Below are 15028 nucleotides of genomic sequence, written 5' to 3'. Positions count from 1 at the left end.
CTTTCATTTATCCGTTTTGTTTCGCTTTCGCCAGCATGGCACGGATATTAGCGACATTAGCCTGCCCTTTTTGCATGCGCTCCTGGGGGCTGATGACCTTACGTTCCTGCTCCCAGATAACATCATCCTGCGGCAGCTCCAATAGAAAACGGCTTGGCTCCGGGCGCACCAGTTCACCGTACTGGCGGCGCTCTTTGCACAGGGTGAAGGTCAGCTCCTTTTGCGCACGGGTGATCCCGACATAGGCAAGACGGCGCTCTTCATCAATATTGTCTTCGTCAATGCTGCTCTGGTGCGGTAAAAATCCCTCTTCCATCCCTACCATAAATACGTACGGGAATTCGAGACCTTTCGAAGCATGCAGCGTCATCAGCTGTACCTGGTCCAGTTCTTCGTCGCTTTCGCCACGCTCCATCATATCGCGCAGCGTGAAGCGGGTAACCACCTGGTCCAGCGTCATCGGCTCGTTAAGCTCATCCCCCTCCAGCATCTCCGTCATCCAGCTGAAAAGCGTATTGACGTTTTTCATCCGCATCTCGGCCGCCTTAGGGCTGGGCGACGTCTCGTAAAGCCAGGATTCATAATCAATGCCGTGAATTAAATCGCGCACCGCGGCGACAGGCTCCCGCTCCACCAGCCGCTGGATTTCTCCCAGCCAGTGGGTAAAGCGCGTCAACGACTCATAGCCGCGACCGGTAAGCGTCTGGTTGAGGCCCATATCGAAACTGGCGGCAAAGAGGCTTTTATTACGCCCCGTCGCCCATTCCCCCAGTTTTTGCAGCGTTGCCGGTCCGATTTCACGCTTCGGCGTATTCACGATTCGCAGAAAGGCGCTGTCATCGTCCTGGTTAGTCAGAATGCGCAGGTAGGCCAGCAGATCTTTAATCTCCGGTCGGGAGAAGAACGATGTCCCGCCGGAGATCCGGTACGGAATGCGGTTCTGCATCAGGAATTTTTCAAAAACCCGCGACTGGTGATTACCGCGATAGAGGATGGCGTAGTCTTTATACTGCGTCCTGTTGATAAAGTGGTGGGCAATCAGTTCCGCCGTTACGCGTTCCGCCTCATGCTCTTCATGGTTGGCGCTGAGCACCTTGAGTTCCGGCCCGTAGCCCAGCTCGGAGAAGAGCCGCTTCTCAAAGACGTGCGGGTTATTGGCGATCAGGATGTTGGCCGCTTTCAGAATGCGTCCGGATGAACGGTAGTTCTGCTCCAGCTTTATGACCTGCAGCGCCGGAAAATCCTGGCTCAGCAGTACCAGGTTTTGCGGACGCGCCCCGCGCCAGGAGTAGATCGACTGGTCATCATCGCCCACCACGGTAAAACGCGCCCGGCTGCCCACCAGCAGTTTAACCAGCTCATACTGGCTGGTGTTGGTGTCCTGATACTCATCCACCAGCAGATAGCGAATCCTGTTCTGCCAGCGCTCCCGTACCTCTTCATTACGCTGCAACAGCAGCGTCGGCAGCAAAATCAGATCGTCAAAGTCCAGCACGTTGCAGGCTTTCATATGCGCGTCGTATAAGCCGTAACAGTGCGCAAAGATCCGATCGCGTTCACCCTGCGCCCTGGCAGCGGCCTGCGCCGGGGTCAGCAGATCGTTTTTCCAGTTAGAGATCGTGGAGATCAGCTGTTGCAGCACGCTTTTATCGTCATCGATAAGCCCTTCCGTTAGCTCTTTCAGCAGTGCGACCTGATCGGTATCGTCAAAAAGCGAGAAGTTCGACTTCATGCCCAGCGCGGCAAATTCCCGCTTGATGATATCCAGCCCCAGGGTATGGAAAGTGGAGATCATCAGCCCCCGCGCCTCTTTGCGGCCCAGCGTTTGCGCCACGCGCTCTTTCATTTCCCGCGCGGCCTTATTGGTAAAGGTTACGGCGGCGATATGCCTGGCCTGATAGCCGCAGCCACGGATCAGATGAGCGATTTTATTGGTGATGACGCGCGTTTTACCGGAGCCAGCACCCGCCAGCACCAGGCAGGGTCCGGTGACAAATTCGACGGCTTGTTGTTGTCCGGGATTCAAACGCATAAGAAGGCCACTCAATGAAGTCGGGAGGGGAAATTTAGAGCGTGGTAGTATAGCCAGCCTGAACCACACCACTCAAGGCACGATCATGGCAAAAATGGCAGCAGCACTGCATATCCTTGTTAAAGAAGAAAAACTGGCTCTGGATCTTCTGGAGCAGCTTAAAGGCGGTGCCGATTTCGGCAAGCTGGCTAAAAAACACTCTATCTGCCCGTCAGGTAAACGCGGCGGCGACCTGGGCGAATTCCGCCAGGGTCAGATGGTCCCCGCATTCGATAAAGTGGTTTTCTCCTGCCCGCTGCTTGAGCCCACCGGCCCGCTGCACACCCAGTTCGGCTACCACGTTATCAAGGTGCTGTACCGGAAATAACAAAAAAGCCCGGTATGCTACACCGGGCTTTTTTTTGCCATTGCCAGCTGACGCTGTGCCTTATCCAGCCTGCTAAGACATCCTGTTCATGCATTCCTCTATGGATTTCGGCTTGCCGGAAGGCGGCAAGGGCGTACATCCCCAGGAGCATAGATAACTATGTGACTGGGGTGTGCGCTCGCAGCCAACGCATCGGCAAGTCGAAAGACGACGAGGAATTAGCCCGCGACGGCGATACGCTTCATATCCGTCATATAGCCGCGCAGTTTCTTACCCACCTGCTCAATCGCATGGCTGCGAATCGCTTCGTTCACGTCACGCAGCTGAGCGTTGTCTACCGCGCCTTCGGCAATCGCCTGGCCCAGGTCGCCCGGTTGAATTTCAGTCATGAACGTTTTCAACAGCGGTACGCAGGCATAAGAGAACAGGTAGTTACCGTATTCAGCGGTATCGGAGATAACCACGTTCATTTCGTACAGGCGCTTACGGGCGATTGTGTTCGCAATCAGCGGCAGCTCGTGCAGAGACTCGTAATAGGCGGACTCTTCGATAATGCCGGAATCGACCATGGTTTCGAACGCCAGCTCAACGCCTGCTTTCACCATCGCGATCATCAGCACGCCTTTGTCAAAGTACTCCTGCTCGCCGATTTTACCTTCAAACTGCGGTGCGGTTTCGAAGGCGGTTTTGCCGGTCTCTTCGCGCCAGGTCAGCAGTTTTTTATCGTCGTTGGCCCAGTCGGCCATCATGCCGGAGGAGAACTCGCCGGAGATGATGTCGTCCATATGTTTCTGGAACAGCGGCGCCATAATCTCTTTCAGCTGTTCGGACAGCGCGTAAGCACGCAGCTTCGCCGGGTTAGACAGACGGTCCATCATCAGGGTGATGCCGCCCTGCTTCAGCGCTTCGGTGATGGTTTCCCAGCCGAACTGAATCAGTTTCTCAGCGTAAGCCGGGTCGGTGCCTTCTTCCACCAGCTTATCGAAGCACAGCAGAGAACCGGCCTGCAGCATGCCGCAGAGGATGGTCTGCTCGCCCATCAGGTCAGATTTCACTTCCGCTACGAAAGAGGATTCCAGCACGCCCGCGCGGTGACCGCCGGTGGCCGCAGCCCAGGCTTTGGCAATCGCCATGCCTTCACCTTTCGGGTCGTTTTCCGGGTGAACGGCGATCAGGGTCGGCACGCCGAAACCACGTTTGTACTCTTCGCGCACTTCGGTGCCCGGGCACTTCGGCGCTACCATCACGACGGTGATGTCTTTACGGATCTGCTCGCCCACTTCTACGATGTTGAAGCCGTGGGAGTAGCCCAGCGCCGCGCCGTCTTTCATCAGCGGCTGTACGGAACGCACCACGTCAGAGTGCTGTTTGTCCGGCGTCAGGTTAACTACCAGGTCAGCCTGCGGGATCAGCTCTTCGTAGGTGCCTACTTTAAAACCGTTTTCGGTCGCTTTACGCCATGAAGCGCGCTTCTCGGCAATCGCTTCTTTACGCAGGGCATAGGAGATATCCAGCCCGGAATCACGCATGTTCAGGCCCTGGTTCAGGCCCTGCGCGCCGCAGCCGACGATGACCACTTTTTTACCCTGAAGGTAGCTTGCGCCGTCGGCAAATTCTTCGCGGCCCATAAAGCGGCATTTGCCCAGCTGTGCCAGCTGCTGGCGCAGGTTCAGTGTATTAAAGTAGTTAGCCATGGTGATTCCTCGTGATGATGTGTCGTGCTTATTATGCGGTTCGCTTTTCAGCGAGAATGTACCCACATTACAACAGGAAATTTATTGCGGAAATTGATATATTCACAACGTCATGTTGCAATTTCTGCAATGTAAAAGCGTGGAGTGCGTCCTGTGGATTTACGCGATCTGAAAACCTTCCTGCATCTGGCGGAAAGCCGCCACTTTGGCCGCAGCGCGCGGGCGATGCACGTCAGCCCCTCCACGCTTTCCCGGCAGATTCAACGCCTGGAAGAGGATCTCGGCCAGCCGCTATTTGTGCGTGATAACCGCACGGTAACGCTTACCGAGGCGGGCGAAGAGCTACGCACTTTTGCCCAGCAGACGCTGCTGCAATATCAGCAGCTGCGCCACACCATCGACCAGCAGGGGCCGTCGCTATCCGGCGAACTGCATATCTTCTGTTCGGTCACTGCGGCTTACAGCCACCTGCCGCCGATTCTCGATCGCTTCCGGGCGGAGCATCCTTCGGTGGAGATTAAGCTGACCACCGGCGACGCCGCTGACGCGATGGATAAGGTGGTAACGAATGAAGCCGATCTGGCTATCGCCGGGAAGCCGGAGACGCTGCCGGGCGCGGTGGCCTTTTCAATGCTGGAGAATCTGGCGGTGGTGCTGATCGCGCCTGCCCTGCCCTGTCCGGTGCGCAATCAGATCTCGGTTGAGAAGCCGGACTGGTCAACGGTGCCGTTTATCATGGCCGATCAGGGGCCGGTGCGCCGCCGCATAGAACTGTGGTTTCGCCGTCAGAAAATCAGTAACCCATTGATTTATGCCACCGTTGGCGGCCATGAGGCGATGGTTTCTATGGTAGCGCTCGGCTGCGGCGTGGCCCTGCTGCCGGAGGTGGTGCTGGAAAACAGCCCGGAACCGGTGCGCAACCGCGTGATGATACTAGAGCGTAGCGACGAGAAAACGCCGTTTGAGCTGGGCGTCTGCGTACAAAAAAAGCGGCTGCATGAGCCGCTTATTGAGGCGTTCTGGCAGATCCTGCCCAATCCTTAACCCGCCAGGAAGAAGCGGAACGCCGGGTTGTTGCTCTCATCGTGGCAGTCATAACCCAGCTCGTGAAGACGCGTTTCGAAATCCGGCTCGTGATCGCCCAGCTCGAATGCCGCCAGCACGCGGCCATAGTCGGTGCCGTGGCTACGGTAGTGGAACAGCGAGATATTCCAGTGGGTGCCGAGCGTATACAAAAATTTGAGTAACGCACCCGGCGATTCCGGGAATTCGAAGCTATACAGCCGCTCCTGCAACGGTTTTGACGGGCGTCCGCCGACCATATAGCGCACGTGCAGTTTCGCCATTTCGTCATCGGAAAGATCCACCACGCTATAGCCGCCGTCACGCAGCAGGCTCAGGATCTCTTTACGCTCCTCCAGCCCACGGCTCAGACGCACGCCGACAAAAATGCAGGCGTCTTTGGCATCGGCGAAGCGGTAGTTAAACTCGGTCACCGAACGGCCGCCCAGCAGCTGACAGAACTTCAGGAAGCTGCCCTTCTCTTCCGGAATGGTCACCGCCAGCAGCGCTTCGCGCTGTTCGCCCAGTTCACAGCGCTCAGAAACATAGCGCAGGCCATGGAAGTTGACGTTAGCCCCGGAGAGAATATGCGCCAGCCGCTCGCCGCGAATATTGTGCTGAGCGATGTACTTCTTCATGCCTGCCAGCGCCAGCGCGCCGGACGGTTCAGCCACCGCGCGCACATCTTCAAACAGGTCTTTCATCGCCGCGCAAATGGCGTCGCTGTCGACGGTGATAATGTCGTCGAGGTACTCCTGGCACAAACGAAAAGTTTCGTCGCCAATGCGTTTCACCGCCACGCCTTCGGCAAACAGACCTACCCGCGGTAAATCCACAGGATGGCCGGCGTCCAGCGCCGCTTTCAGGCAGGCGGAGTCTTCCGCTTCTACGGCGATGACTTTGATTTGCGGCATCAGCTGTTTAATCAGTACCGCCACGCCCGCCGCCAGCCCGCCGCCGCCAACCGGCACGAATACCCGGTCAAGATGGGCATCCTGTTGCAGCAGCTCCAGCGCCAGCGTCCCCTGGCCGGCAATCACCATCGGATGGTCGAACGGCGGCACCCAGGTAAAACCCTGCTGCTGCGCCAGCTCAACGGCTTTCGTCTTTGCTTCATCGAAGTTAGCGCCGTGCAGCAACACCTCGCCGCCGAAACCGCGCACAGCATCAACTTTGATGTCCGCCGTCGCCAGCGGCATCACGATCAGCGCCTTCACCCCCAGACGCGCCGACGAAAACGCCACGCCCTGAGCGTGATTACCCGCCGAAGCGGTAATCACGCCGCGCGCCTTTTGTTCTTCGGTTAAGCCCGCCATCATGGCGTAAGCGCCGCGTAGCTTAAAGCTGTGTACAGGCTGCCTGTCCTCACGTTTTACCAGAATAACGTTATCCAGACGGGACGAGAGCTTTTCCATCTTTTGCAGCGGCGTGACCTGCACGGCCTCATAGACCGGCGCGCGCAGTATCGCCCGCAGATACTCCGCCCCCTCGGGGGCGGCGGAGAGGGGTTGTGACTCGGCCATTATCAACCCCCAAGTTTTGATTTATCGCGCACTGCGCCTTTATCCGCGCTGGTCGCCAGGCTGGCGTAAGCGCGCAGGGCGAAGGAGACCTGACGATCGCGGGCTTTTGGCGTCCACGCACGATCGCCACGCGCTTCCTGCGCTTCACGGCGCGCGGCAAGTTCCGCATCGCTCACCTGGAGCTGAATACCGCGGTTAGGAATGTCGATAGCGATGATGTCGCCATCTTCAATCAGGGCGATATTGCCGCCGCTTGCCGCTTCTGGCGAAACGTGACCAATAGAGAGACCGGAAGTCCCGCCGGAGAAACGGCCATCGGTGATCAGCGCACAGGCTTTACCCAGCCCCATTGATTTCAGGAAGCTGGTTGGATAAAGCATCTCCTGCATGCCCGGCCCGCCTTTCGGCCCTTCATAGCGAATGACCACCACATCGCCTTCCACTACTTTGCCGCCGAGAATAGCTTCCACCGCGTCATCCTGGCTTTCGTAAACCTTCGCCGGACCGGTGAATTTCAGGATGCTGTCGTCCACGCCAGCGGTTTTAACGATACAGCCGTTTTCCGCGAAGTTACCGTACAGTACCGCCAGGCCGCCGTCTTTGCTGTAGGCGTGCTCCAGCGAGCGGATACAGCCTTCGGCACGATCGTCATCCAGCGAATCCCAGCGGCAGTCCTGCGAGAAGGCTTTGGTGGTGCGAATGCCCGCCGGCCCGGCGCGGAACATCTTTTTCACCGCCTCATCCTGGGTTAGCATCACGTCATACTGTTCCAGGGTCTGCGGCAGCGTCAGGCCAAGCACGTTCTTGACGTCACGATTGAGCAGCCCGGCGCGATCCAGCTCGCCTAAAATCCCCAGCACGCCGCCTGCGCGGTGGACGTCTTCCATATGGTATTTCTGGGTACTCGGCGCAACCTTACACAGCTGCGGCACTTTGCGGGACAGCTTATCGATATCGCTCATGGTGAAGTCGATTTCCGCTTCCTGCGCCGCCGCCAGCAGGTGCAGAACGGTGTTGGTGGAGCCGCCCATGGCGATATCCAGCGTCATGGCGTTCTCAAACGCCGCCTTACTGGCGATGTTGCGCGGCAGCGCAGAGGCATCATCCTGTTCGTAATAACGTTTGGTTAACTCTACGATGCGCGAACCCGCGTTCAGGAACAGCTGCTTACGGTCGGCATGGGTCGCCAGCAGCGAGCCGTTACCCGGCTGGGACAGCCCCAGCGCTTCGGTCAGGCAGTTCATGGAGTTAGCGGTAAACATACCGGAGCAGGAACCGCAGGTCGGGCAGGCGGAACGTTCCACCTGGTTACTTTGATCGTCGGACACTTTCGGGTCCGCGCCCTGAATCATCGCGTCAACCAGATCGAGCTTGATGATCTTATCGGAAAGCTTGGTTTTCCCCGCTTCCATCGGGCCGCCGGAGACAAAAATAACCGGGATATTAAGGCGCAGAGAGGCCATCAGCATCCCTGGGGTGATCTTGTCGCAGTTGGAGATGCAAACCATCGCATCCGCACAGTGGGCGTTAACCATATACTCCACTGAGTCGGCGATCAGTTCGCGCGACGGCAGTGAATAGAGCATGCCCCCATGCCCCATCGCGATGCCGTCATCCACCGCGATAGTGTTGAACTCTTTCGCCACGCCGCCAGCGGCTTCAATTTGCTCGGCAACCAGTTTACCAAGGTCGCGCAGGTGGACGTGGCCCGGCACGAACTGGGTAAAAGAGTTGACCACGGCGATAATGGGTTTACCAAAATCGGCATCGGTCATTCCGGTGGCGCGCCACAGCGCGCGGGCTCCAGCCATATTACGGCCATGTGTGGTGGTGGCGGAACGGTACTTAGGCATGCTCTGTTTACTCCCATCTTTGTTTAGTAAATGAGACGGTGCGTGCCGTCTCATTTTTAATTACTTACTAACCGGATCCAACCAGCCGTATTTATCTTCGGTTTCACCGGTAAAGAGGCCAAAGAAGGCCTGCTGGATGCGTTTGGTAACCGGGCCGCAGCGGCCTTCGCCTACCTGAATGCCATCTACGCTGCGAACCGGCGTGATTTCCGCCGCGGTGCCGGACATAAATACTTCATCGGCCAGGTAGAGGGATTCACGGGACAGCACCTGCTCACGCACTTCAATGCCCAGATCTTTCGCCAGTTTGATGATGGCGTCGCGGGTAATGCCCGGCAGCGCGGAGGAGGTAAACGGCGGGGTAAACAGTACGCCATCTTTAACTTCGAACAGGTTTTCACCCGCGCCTTCGGAGATATAACCGTTCACATCCAGCGCAATACCTTCCTGGTAGCCATGACGACGCGCTTCGCTGCCCACCAGCAGTGAGGAGAGATAGTTACCGCCCGCTTTGGCCGCCGTTGGAATGGTGTTCGGCGCAGCGCGGTTCCAGGACGACACCATTGCATCGATCCCCTGCTCAAGCGCTTCTGCGCCCAGATAGGCGCCCCATGGGAACGCGGCGATGATAACGTCGGTGGTGTAGCCCTCTGGCGGGTTAACGCCCATACCCACATCACCCACAAACACCAGCGGACGGATGTAGGCGCTGGTCAGGTTATTTTTGCGGATCACTTCGCGGCAGGCTTCCATCAGCTCATCAACACTTTGAGATACCGGAAAACGATAGATTTTGGCTGAATCACGCAGACGCTGCATATGTTCACGATGACGGAACACCACGGGCCCTTTGTGAGAATCGTAGCAGCGGATGCCTTCAAAAACGGAGGTGCCATAGTGCAGGGCGTGGGACATCACGTGTACTTTTGCCTCGCCCCAGGGAACCATCTCGCCATTGAACCAAATGTAATCAGCTTTTTTCGTCGTCATTTCTCTTCCTTTGCGCTCAGGCGCGGATCTGTTGTGATGATGTTGTACATTGCTGGATATCAACCCGGGCGACGTCGACCAGTTTACTTAGCTGGCTAAACAGTAATTCGACGGGGCGAGGGCTGGCAACGGTCAATTCGATATTTATATTCTGCGCGTCGGTGGCGGTCTCCATATTCATGGAGCAAACCTGAAAGCCACGGTGACGCACTACGCGTAATACGCGCTCTAATGTTTCCGGGTTGAAGCGAGCCTGCACGGCGACCTGATGTTGCATCATGATAATTTCTCCAGCATTTCTGCATTACTGGCGCCGGGCGGCACCAACGGCCAGACATTCTCAAGTTCATCGATTGAGACATGAAGCAGGTAAGGTCCTTCGCTGTTAAGCATGGCGTCCAGTGCCGCTTCAACCTGGTCTTTACGGGTGATGTGCTGGCCGGGAATACCGAAGGCGCTGGCCAGCGTGAGGAAATCGGGGTTGTCATTGAGGGTCGTTTCGCTGTAACGCGCGTTGAAGAAAAGCTGTTGCCACTGGCGAACCATCCCTAACCGCTGGTTATCGAGTAACACTATTTTCAGCGGTAACTGCCTGCGTTTTACGGTGCCCAGCTCCTGTACGTTCATCATGAAGGAGCCATCACCGGAGATACAGATAACGGTATCGTTCGGGCGCGCCACCTGCGCACCCACCGCCGCTGGCAGGCCGAAGCCCATAGTGCCAAGCCCGCTTGAGGTGATGAAATTTTCCGGGCGGGTATAGGTCATATGCTGCGCCGACCACATTTGATGCTGGCCGACATCCGTCGTCACCACGCTTTCCGCTGGCTTACGCTCGGAGAGCTGTTTTAACAACAGCGGCGCGAAGATAGAGTCGCCGGGGTGATCGTAACGCCACGCGTGCTGGTCACGCAGCCCGGCGTTATGCTGACGCCACGGGTCGATATCAAGCGGCTGCTGCAAGGCGGGCAGCAACGCGTTTAAATCCCCCTGCAACGCGACGTGCGCCTGACGCAGTTTGTTCAGTTCAGCAGGATCGATATCCAGATGAATAACTTTCGCATCCGGCGCAAAGGTGTTCAGCTTGCCGGTGACGCGGTCGTCAAAACGCGCGCCTACCGCAATCAGCAGGTCGCACTCCTGAACTGCAAGGTTAGCGGCTTTCGTACCGTGCATGCCTAACATGCCGAGATACCAGGGATAATCAGCCTCTACTGCGCCAAGGCCTTTCAGCGTGCAGGTTGCAGGCATGCGGGTGACAGAGAGAAACTCACGCAGCGACGGTACGGCGCGGGCCATGCCGACGCCGCCGCCAACGTATAACATGGGCTTTTCAGCCTGGGCCAGCATCTGGCGCGCCTGCGCCATTGCCTCTTCGGGGAAGTCCCAGGACTCATCCACGGTAGAAAAATGCGGTTCCAGTTCGCCAGCCGCCAGTTGGATATCTTTAGGAATATCCACCAGAACCGGGCCTGGACGGCCTGAGTTTGCCACCTGAAAAGCCTCGGCGATAACGCGCGGCAGCTCATCCAGAGACTGCACCAGAAAACTGTGTTTGGTGCAGGCCAGCGACAAACCAAGAACGTCCACTTCCTGAAACGCATCGGTCCCAATGAACGGCGCGGCGACCTGGCCGGTGATAGCGACGACGGGAACAGAGTCCAGCAGCGCATCAGCAAGGCCGGTGATCAGGTTGGTCGCGCCCGGCCCTGAAGTGGCGATGCAGACGCCGGTTTTACCGGTTGCGCGGGCATAACCGATGGCCGCCATTGCCGCGCCCTGCTCATGTCGGCATAAGAGATGCTCTACGCCGCCGTCATACAATGCGTCATATAACGGCATGATGGCACCGCCAGGATAACCGAAGACAGTTTCAACCTGCTGCGCTCGCAACGCATGTACAACCCATTGAGCTCCATTCATAGTTAGTTCCCCGTCGTAAACTGGCAGAAACAGAGTTTTATGCTGGTTGTCATTCTCTGCTCCTCATTTATGTTTTTAGGTCATAAAAAACCCCCGGACCTTTCGGTGCGGGGGTCTTAGTTCGTTAAGGCTTGATTTTTAAGCCTTTCCTCGTCCAAGTGCAGCCCCGCACGGTGGGATAATAATCACCACCACGCTAATCACGACCAGGCTAATCACTCGTAGAAGGGCTGTCATTTTCTGTACTTTCTTGCTTCAAGTTCGAAGGAATGCCTAAAGAGTTATCACAGATAAGGCGTCAGGCACAAGATTTTTTTATGACCCAAATAGTTTCCCGTCAAATAGTTTCGATAAAAACCATTGTTTTACATACAGAAAATTAAGGATGAAATAATTTCACTTTTTTGCGGTCGCTAACGTTTTTTCTCCTTGTTTGCAACGTTGCGAAGCGCGTCGGAAAAAATTCGGAGCGGGGTGAAAAAGCGAAAAAAGAGTGGAAGCGTGTACGCAAACATCGCATCGCCGGAACCCTTCTCTTTGTTAAGCGAGGCATACTGGCAATGCACAAGGAGGTGTTATGGCATTGTCAGTCATTTATACGCGTGCGGCGTTGGGCGTCAGCGCCCCGCTGATCACCGTGGAAGTCCACATCAGTAATGGCCTGCCTGGTCTGACTATGGTTGGCCTGCCGGAGACCACAGTGAAAGAAGCGCGGGACCGTGTACGTAGCGCAATTATAAATAGCGGATATGAATTCCCCGCGAAAAAGATCACGATTAACCTTGCGCCTGCAGATCTGCCAAAGGAAGGGGGGAGATATGATTTACCTATCGCAATCGCCCTTCTCGCTGCCTCAGAGCAGCTGACGGCTAGCCACCTTAACCAGTTTGAGTTTGTAGGCGAACTGGCGCTTACAGGCGCGCTGCGTGGCGTTCCGGGGGCGATTTCCAGTGCAATGGAGAGTATTAAAGCAGGACGGCGAATTATCGTCGCGCAGGAGAATGAAGCAGAAGTCGGTTTGATGGGTACGCAGGCGTGCCTTATCGCGCATCATCTGCAGGAAGTTTGCGCCTTTCTTGAGGGTAAGCATAGTTTGTCCTCCCCGTCGGCTGATGACCCCGGTATCGGCCAGGACGTAGCGCAGAATGATTTAAGCGATGTCATTGGTCAGGAACAGGGAAAAAGGGCGTTGGAGATAACGGCGGCGGGAGGACACAACTTACTGCTGATTGGCCCGCCAGGCACCGGTAAAACCATGCTTGCCAGCCGGTTAGGCCCGTTGCTGCCGCCGTTAACCAATCAGGAGGCGCTAGAGAGCGCGGCAATTCTTAGCCTGGTCAACACCTCAGGCTTGATACGCCAATGGCGACAGCGTCCCTTTCGCGCTCCGCACCACAGCGCTTCGCTTACCGCCATGGTCGGTGGTGGCTCAATACCTGGGCCTGGCGAGATTTCACTGGCGCATAATGGCGTCTTGTTTCTCGATGAACTGCCAGAATTTGAGCGCCGTGTGCTGGATGCATTACGTGAACCCATCGAATCAGGGCAGATTCATATCTCGCGTACCCGTGCGAAAGTGACCTATCCTGCGCGCTTTCAGCTCATTGCGGCAATGAATCCCAGCCCTACAGGGCATTATCAGGGCAACCATAACCGGAGTACGCCGGAGCAGACATTGCGCTATTTGGGCAGGTTATCCGGCCCGTTTCTCGACCGGTTTGATTTATCGCTCGAAATCCCTCTTTTACCCCCAGGCCTGCTTAGCCAGAAACAGCATCAGAGCGAAAGCAGCGTTTCGGTGCGTGAACGGGTTATCGCTGCCCATGAGCGGCAATATCAGCGTCAGGGCAAACTTAACGCATTGCTGGAAAATAACGAAATGAAGCGTTTCTGTGTGTTAAGTCAGCAGGATGGAGAGTGGCTGGAGGCCACGCTGGCGCAGCTTGGTCTTTCCGTTCGCGCCTGGCAGCGCTTGCTTAAAGTTTCCCGTACGCTGGCGGATTTAGCCGGGGAGAACACGATCCGGCGTGAACATTTACAGGAGGCGCTCGGCTATCGGGCTATCGACAGGTTATTAATCCATTTACAGAAGCTGCTGGGATAAAAAAAGGGGCCGGGGCCCCTTTTCTTTAATCATCGGATTCTGTGTAATCCTCACTCCCTTCCATCTGCGGTTTTCCGCCAGAAAGAGTGTGAAAGCGCTTCGGACGTTTAATCCGTGCCATATACTTAGACCAGACGCGTTCTGCTTCTGTATTAGGCTCGCGTTCGCCACGGCATACCGCAACAAACTGGAGTTCCTCATCAGTAGAAGGTTCACGCTTGCCGAGATCCAGCTCGTTAAAAGCATAACCATGGCGCTCAAGCAGTTGAGCTTCTTTGATAGTGAAATCACCGTGACGGGAAAACCCGCGTGGGTAATGTTTGTTGTCAAAAAAACGATTAGTCGTCGTAAAGCTTTCCGCCATCCTGCACGCTCCTAATTCTTTGGCCGAGCTATTTATGGCGCGGAGTATTAGTTACGCTTGACAGAGTGTAAAACAAAACATTTAAATCATTACGATAAATAATTTTACGGAGAAACCTGTGGATACGGAATTGTTAAAAACTTTCCTGGAAGTCAGTCGGACTCGTCACTTCGGTCGCGCCGCCGAGGCGCTCTATCTGACGCAGTCAGCGGTCAGCTTTCGTATCCGTCAGTTGGAAAACCAGCTCGGCGTAAACCTTTTTACTCGTCATCGCAATAATATTCGCCTGACGGCTGCGGGCGAAAAGCTCCTTCCCTACGCTGAAACGCTGATGAACACATGGCAGGCAGCGCGTAAGGAGGTATCGCATACGTCGCGCCATAATCAGTTTTCAATCGGTGCCAGCGCGTTGCTTTGGGAATGTATGCTCAGCGACTGGCTAGGGCAGCTTTATCAAACGCAAAAAAACCTGCAATTTGAAGCGCGCATAGCGCAGAGACAATCGCTGGTTAAACAGCTGCATGAGCGGCAGTTGGATCTGTTGATTACGACTGAAACACCAAAAATGGACGAATTTAGCAGCCAGCTGCTCGGCCATTTTACCCTCGGACTTTACTGTTCAGCGCCTGAACGGTCGAAATCTCAGCTCTCTTACCTGCGGCTGGAGTGGGGACCGGATTTTCAGCAGCATGAAGTCGAACTTATTGCCAGTGACGATATCCCCGTTCTGACGACCAGTTCAGCAGAAGTAGCCTGTCGACAACTGGCGCTGCTGAATGGCTGCGCATGGCTTCCTGCTTCATGGGCAGAGGAAAGAACAGGGCTGTTCAGCGTCGCTGATGGCGTCACACTTTCGCGTCCGCTGTATGCCATCTGGTTACAGAACAGCGACAAGCAGAGCCAAATCCGCGATCTTTTGAAAGTGAAGGTTGTCGAGTGAGGGGCGTCATACCGTCAGGTATGATCGTCAGAAAAGCCTGGAGCTGGTGACGAGGCAAAAAAAATCCTTAGCAGATGCTAAGGATTATTTTCTGGCAGGGGCGGAGGGACTCGAACCCCCAACACCCGGTTTTGGAGACCGGTGCTCTACCAATTGAACTACGCCCCTAATTAGGG

13 protein-coding genes and 1 tRNA gene are annotated in these 15028 nt (G+C 56.0%); 4 read left to right on the top strand and 10 right to left on the bottom strand.

Translation table 11 applies throughout. From position 1 onward, the window contains the following. Window positions 1-7: 7 nt before the first annotated feature. Window positions 8-2032, bottom strand: coding sequence for a DNA helicase Rep (gene rep, locus ENTHG_RS22630; protein WP_044185626.1), 2025 nt, complete (start codon window positions 2030-2032; stop codon window positions 8-10). A gap of 85 nt (window positions 2033-2117) precedes the next feature. On the opposite strand from rep, the gene ppiC reads away from it, so the two are divergent. After that, the gene (gene ppiC, locus ENTHG_RS22625) at window positions 2118-2399 is read left to right on the top strand and encodes a peptidylprolyl isomerase PpiC (protein WP_044185623.1); all 282 of its coding nucleotides are present in this window, start codon (window positions 2118-2120) and stop codon (window positions 2397-2399) included. A gap of 218 nt (window positions 2400-2617) precedes the next feature. On the opposite strand, the gene ilvC is transcribed toward ppiC, so the two are convergent. After that, complete coding sequence (ilvC, locus tag ENTHG_RS22620; RefSeq protein ID WP_044185620.1) at window positions 2618-4093, bottom strand: ketol-acid reductoisomerase; 1476 nt, start codon at window positions 4091-4093, stop codon at window positions 2618-2620. A 153-nt stretch (window positions 4094-4246) separates the two neighbouring features. On the opposite strand from ilvC, the gene ilvY reads away from it, so the two are divergent. Further along, complete coding sequence (ilvY, locus tag ENTHG_RS22615) at window positions 4247-5137, top strand: HTH-type transcriptional activator IlvY (RefSeq protein ID WP_044185617.1); 891 nt, start codon at window positions 4247-4249, stop codon at window positions 5135-5137. Here the strand turns inward: ilvY and ilvA are convergent. The 6 genes from ilvA to ilvL all read right to left on the bottom strand — a co-directional run bounded on the left by ilvA (window position 5134) and on the right by ilvL (window position 11681). Beyond that, window positions 5134-6678 (bottom strand): threonine ammonia-lyase, biosynthetic, encoded by a 1545-nt coding sequence (gene ilvA, locus ENTHG_RS22610; protein WP_044185615.1) that lies wholly within the window; start codon window positions 6676-6678, stop codon window positions 5134-5136. The genes ilvY and ilvA overlap by 4 nt on opposite strands. A gap of 2 nt (window positions 6679-6680) precedes the next feature. Then, the gene (ilvD, locus tag ENTHG_RS22605; RefSeq protein WP_044185612.1) at window positions 6681-8531 is read right to left on the bottom strand and encodes a dihydroxy-acid dehydratase; all 1851 of its coding nucleotides are present in this window, start codon (window positions 8529-8531) and stop codon (window positions 6681-6683) included. A 60-nt stretch (window positions 8532-8591) separates the two neighbouring features. Next, the gene (locus ENTHG_RS22600) at window positions 8592-9521 is read right to left on the bottom strand and encodes a branched-chain amino acid transaminase (RefSeq protein WP_044185607.1); all 930 of its coding nucleotides are present in this window, start codon (window positions 9519-9521) and stop codon (window positions 8592-8594) included. Window positions 9522-9537: 16 nt separating this feature from the next. Next, window positions 9538-9801, bottom strand: coding sequence for an acetolactate synthase 2 small subunit (gene ilvM, locus ENTHG_RS22595; RefSeq protein ID WP_044185603.1), 264 nt, complete (start codon window positions 9799-9801; stop codon window positions 9538-9540). Further along, window positions 9798-11444: an acetolactate synthase 2 catalytic subunit gene (gene ilvG / locus ENTHG_RS22590; RefSeq protein ID WP_044185599.1), complete on the bottom strand. Its 1647-nt coding sequence runs from the start codon at window positions 11442-11444 to the stop codon at window positions 9798-9800. The genes ilvM and ilvG overlap by 4 nt, the downstream gene beginning before the upstream one ends. A 138-nt stretch (window positions 11445-11582) precedes the next feature. Further along, the gene (gene ilvL, locus ENTHG_RS24560) at window positions 11583-11681 is read right to left on the bottom strand and encodes an ilv operon leader peptide (RefSeq protein WP_001311244.1); all 99 of its coding nucleotides are present in this window, start codon (window positions 11679-11681) and stop codon (window positions 11583-11585) included. Window positions 11682-12021: 340 nt separating this feature from the next. On the opposite strand from ilvL, the gene ENTHG_RS22585 reads away from it, so the two are divergent. Next, a complete protein-coding gene (locus ENTHG_RS22585; protein WP_044185596.1) occupies window positions 12022-13548 on the top strand; it encodes a YifB family Mg chelatase-like AAA ATPase in 1527 nt (508 codons plus the stop codon). A 25-nt stretch (window positions 13549-13573) separates the two neighbouring features. On the opposite strand, the gene ENTHG_RS22580 is transcribed toward ENTHG_RS22585, so the two are convergent. Next, the gene (locus ENTHG_RS22580) at window positions 13574-13912 is read right to left on the bottom strand and encodes a MaoP family protein (protein ID WP_044185592.1); all 339 of its coding nucleotides are present in this window, start codon (window positions 13910-13912) and stop codon (window positions 13574-13576) included. A gap of 94 nt (window positions 13913-14006) precedes the next feature. Between ENTHG_RS22580 and hdfR the strand changes: the two genes are divergently transcribed. Continuing rightward, complete coding sequence (gene hdfR / locus ENTHG_RS22575) at window positions 14007-14852, top strand: HTH-type transcriptional regulator HdfR (protein WP_425325311.1); 846 nt, start codon at window positions 14007-14009, stop codon at window positions 14850-14852. A gap of 92 nt (window positions 14853-14944) precedes the next feature. On the opposite strand, the gene ENTHG_RS22570 is transcribed toward hdfR, so the two are convergent. Next, window positions 14945-15020, bottom strand: a tRNA-Trp gene (locus ENTHG_RS22570). Window positions 15021-15028 lie beyond the last annotated feature (8 nt).

It is taken from the genome of Phytobacter massiliensis JC163 (assembly GCF_000321045.1).
GTDB classification, from domain to species: Bacteria; Pseudomonadota; Gammaproteobacteria; order Enterobacterales; family Enterobacteriaceae; genus Phytobacter_A; species Phytobacter_A massiliensis.
The sequence above is the reverse complement of the archived record's forward strand: the minus strand, read 5'-3'. Positions and strand labels throughout refer to the sequence as shown.

What these genes read in the sequence shown, in the direction of transcription:
- ilvG (WP_044185599.1), bottom strand. Translation starts at nt 11,444, where the DNA reads ATGAATGGAGCTCAATGGGTTGTACATGCGTTGCGAGCGCAGCAGGTT.
- ilvA (WP_044185615.1), bottom strand. Translation starts at nt 6,678, where the DNA reads ATGGCCGAGTCACAACCCCTCTCCGCCGCCCCCGAGGGGGCGGAGTAT.
- ilvD (WP_044185612.1), bottom strand. Translation starts at nt 8,531, where the DNA reads ATGCCTAAGTACCGTTCCGCCACCACCACACATGGCCGTAATATGGCT.
- ilvL (WP_001311244.1), bottom strand. Translation starts at nt 11,681, where the DNA reads ATGACAGCCCTTCTACGAGTGATTAGCCTGGTCGTGATTAGCGTGGTG.
- rep (WP_044185626.1), bottom strand. Translation starts at nt 2,032, where the DNA reads ATGCGTTTGAATCCCGGACAACAACAAGCCGTCGAATTTGTCACCGGA.
- ilvC (WP_044185620.1), bottom strand. Translation starts at nt 4,093, where the DNA reads ATGGCTAACTACTTTAATACACTGAACCTGCGCCAGCAGCTGGCACAG.
- ENTHG_RS22585 (WP_044185596.1), top strand. Translation starts at nt 12,022, where the DNA reads ATGGCATTGTCAGTCATTTATACGCGTGCGGCGTTGGGCGTCAGCGCC.
- ENTHG_RS22580 (WP_044185592.1), bottom strand. Translation starts at nt 13,912, where the DNA reads ATGGCGGAAAGCTTTACGACGACTAATCGTTTTTTTGACAACAAACAT.
- ENTHG_RS22600 (WP_044185607.1), bottom strand. Translation starts at nt 9,521, where the DNA reads ATGACGACGAAAAAAGCTGATTACATTTGGTTCAATGGCGAGATGGTT.
- ilvM (WP_044185603.1), bottom strand. Translation starts at nt 9,801, where the DNA reads ATGATGCAACATCAGGTCGCCGTGCAGGCTCGCTTCAACCCGGAAACA.
- ppiC (WP_044185623.1), top strand. Translation starts at nt 2,118, where the DNA reads ATGGCAAAAATGGCAGCAGCACTGCATATCCTTGTTAAAGAAGAAAAA.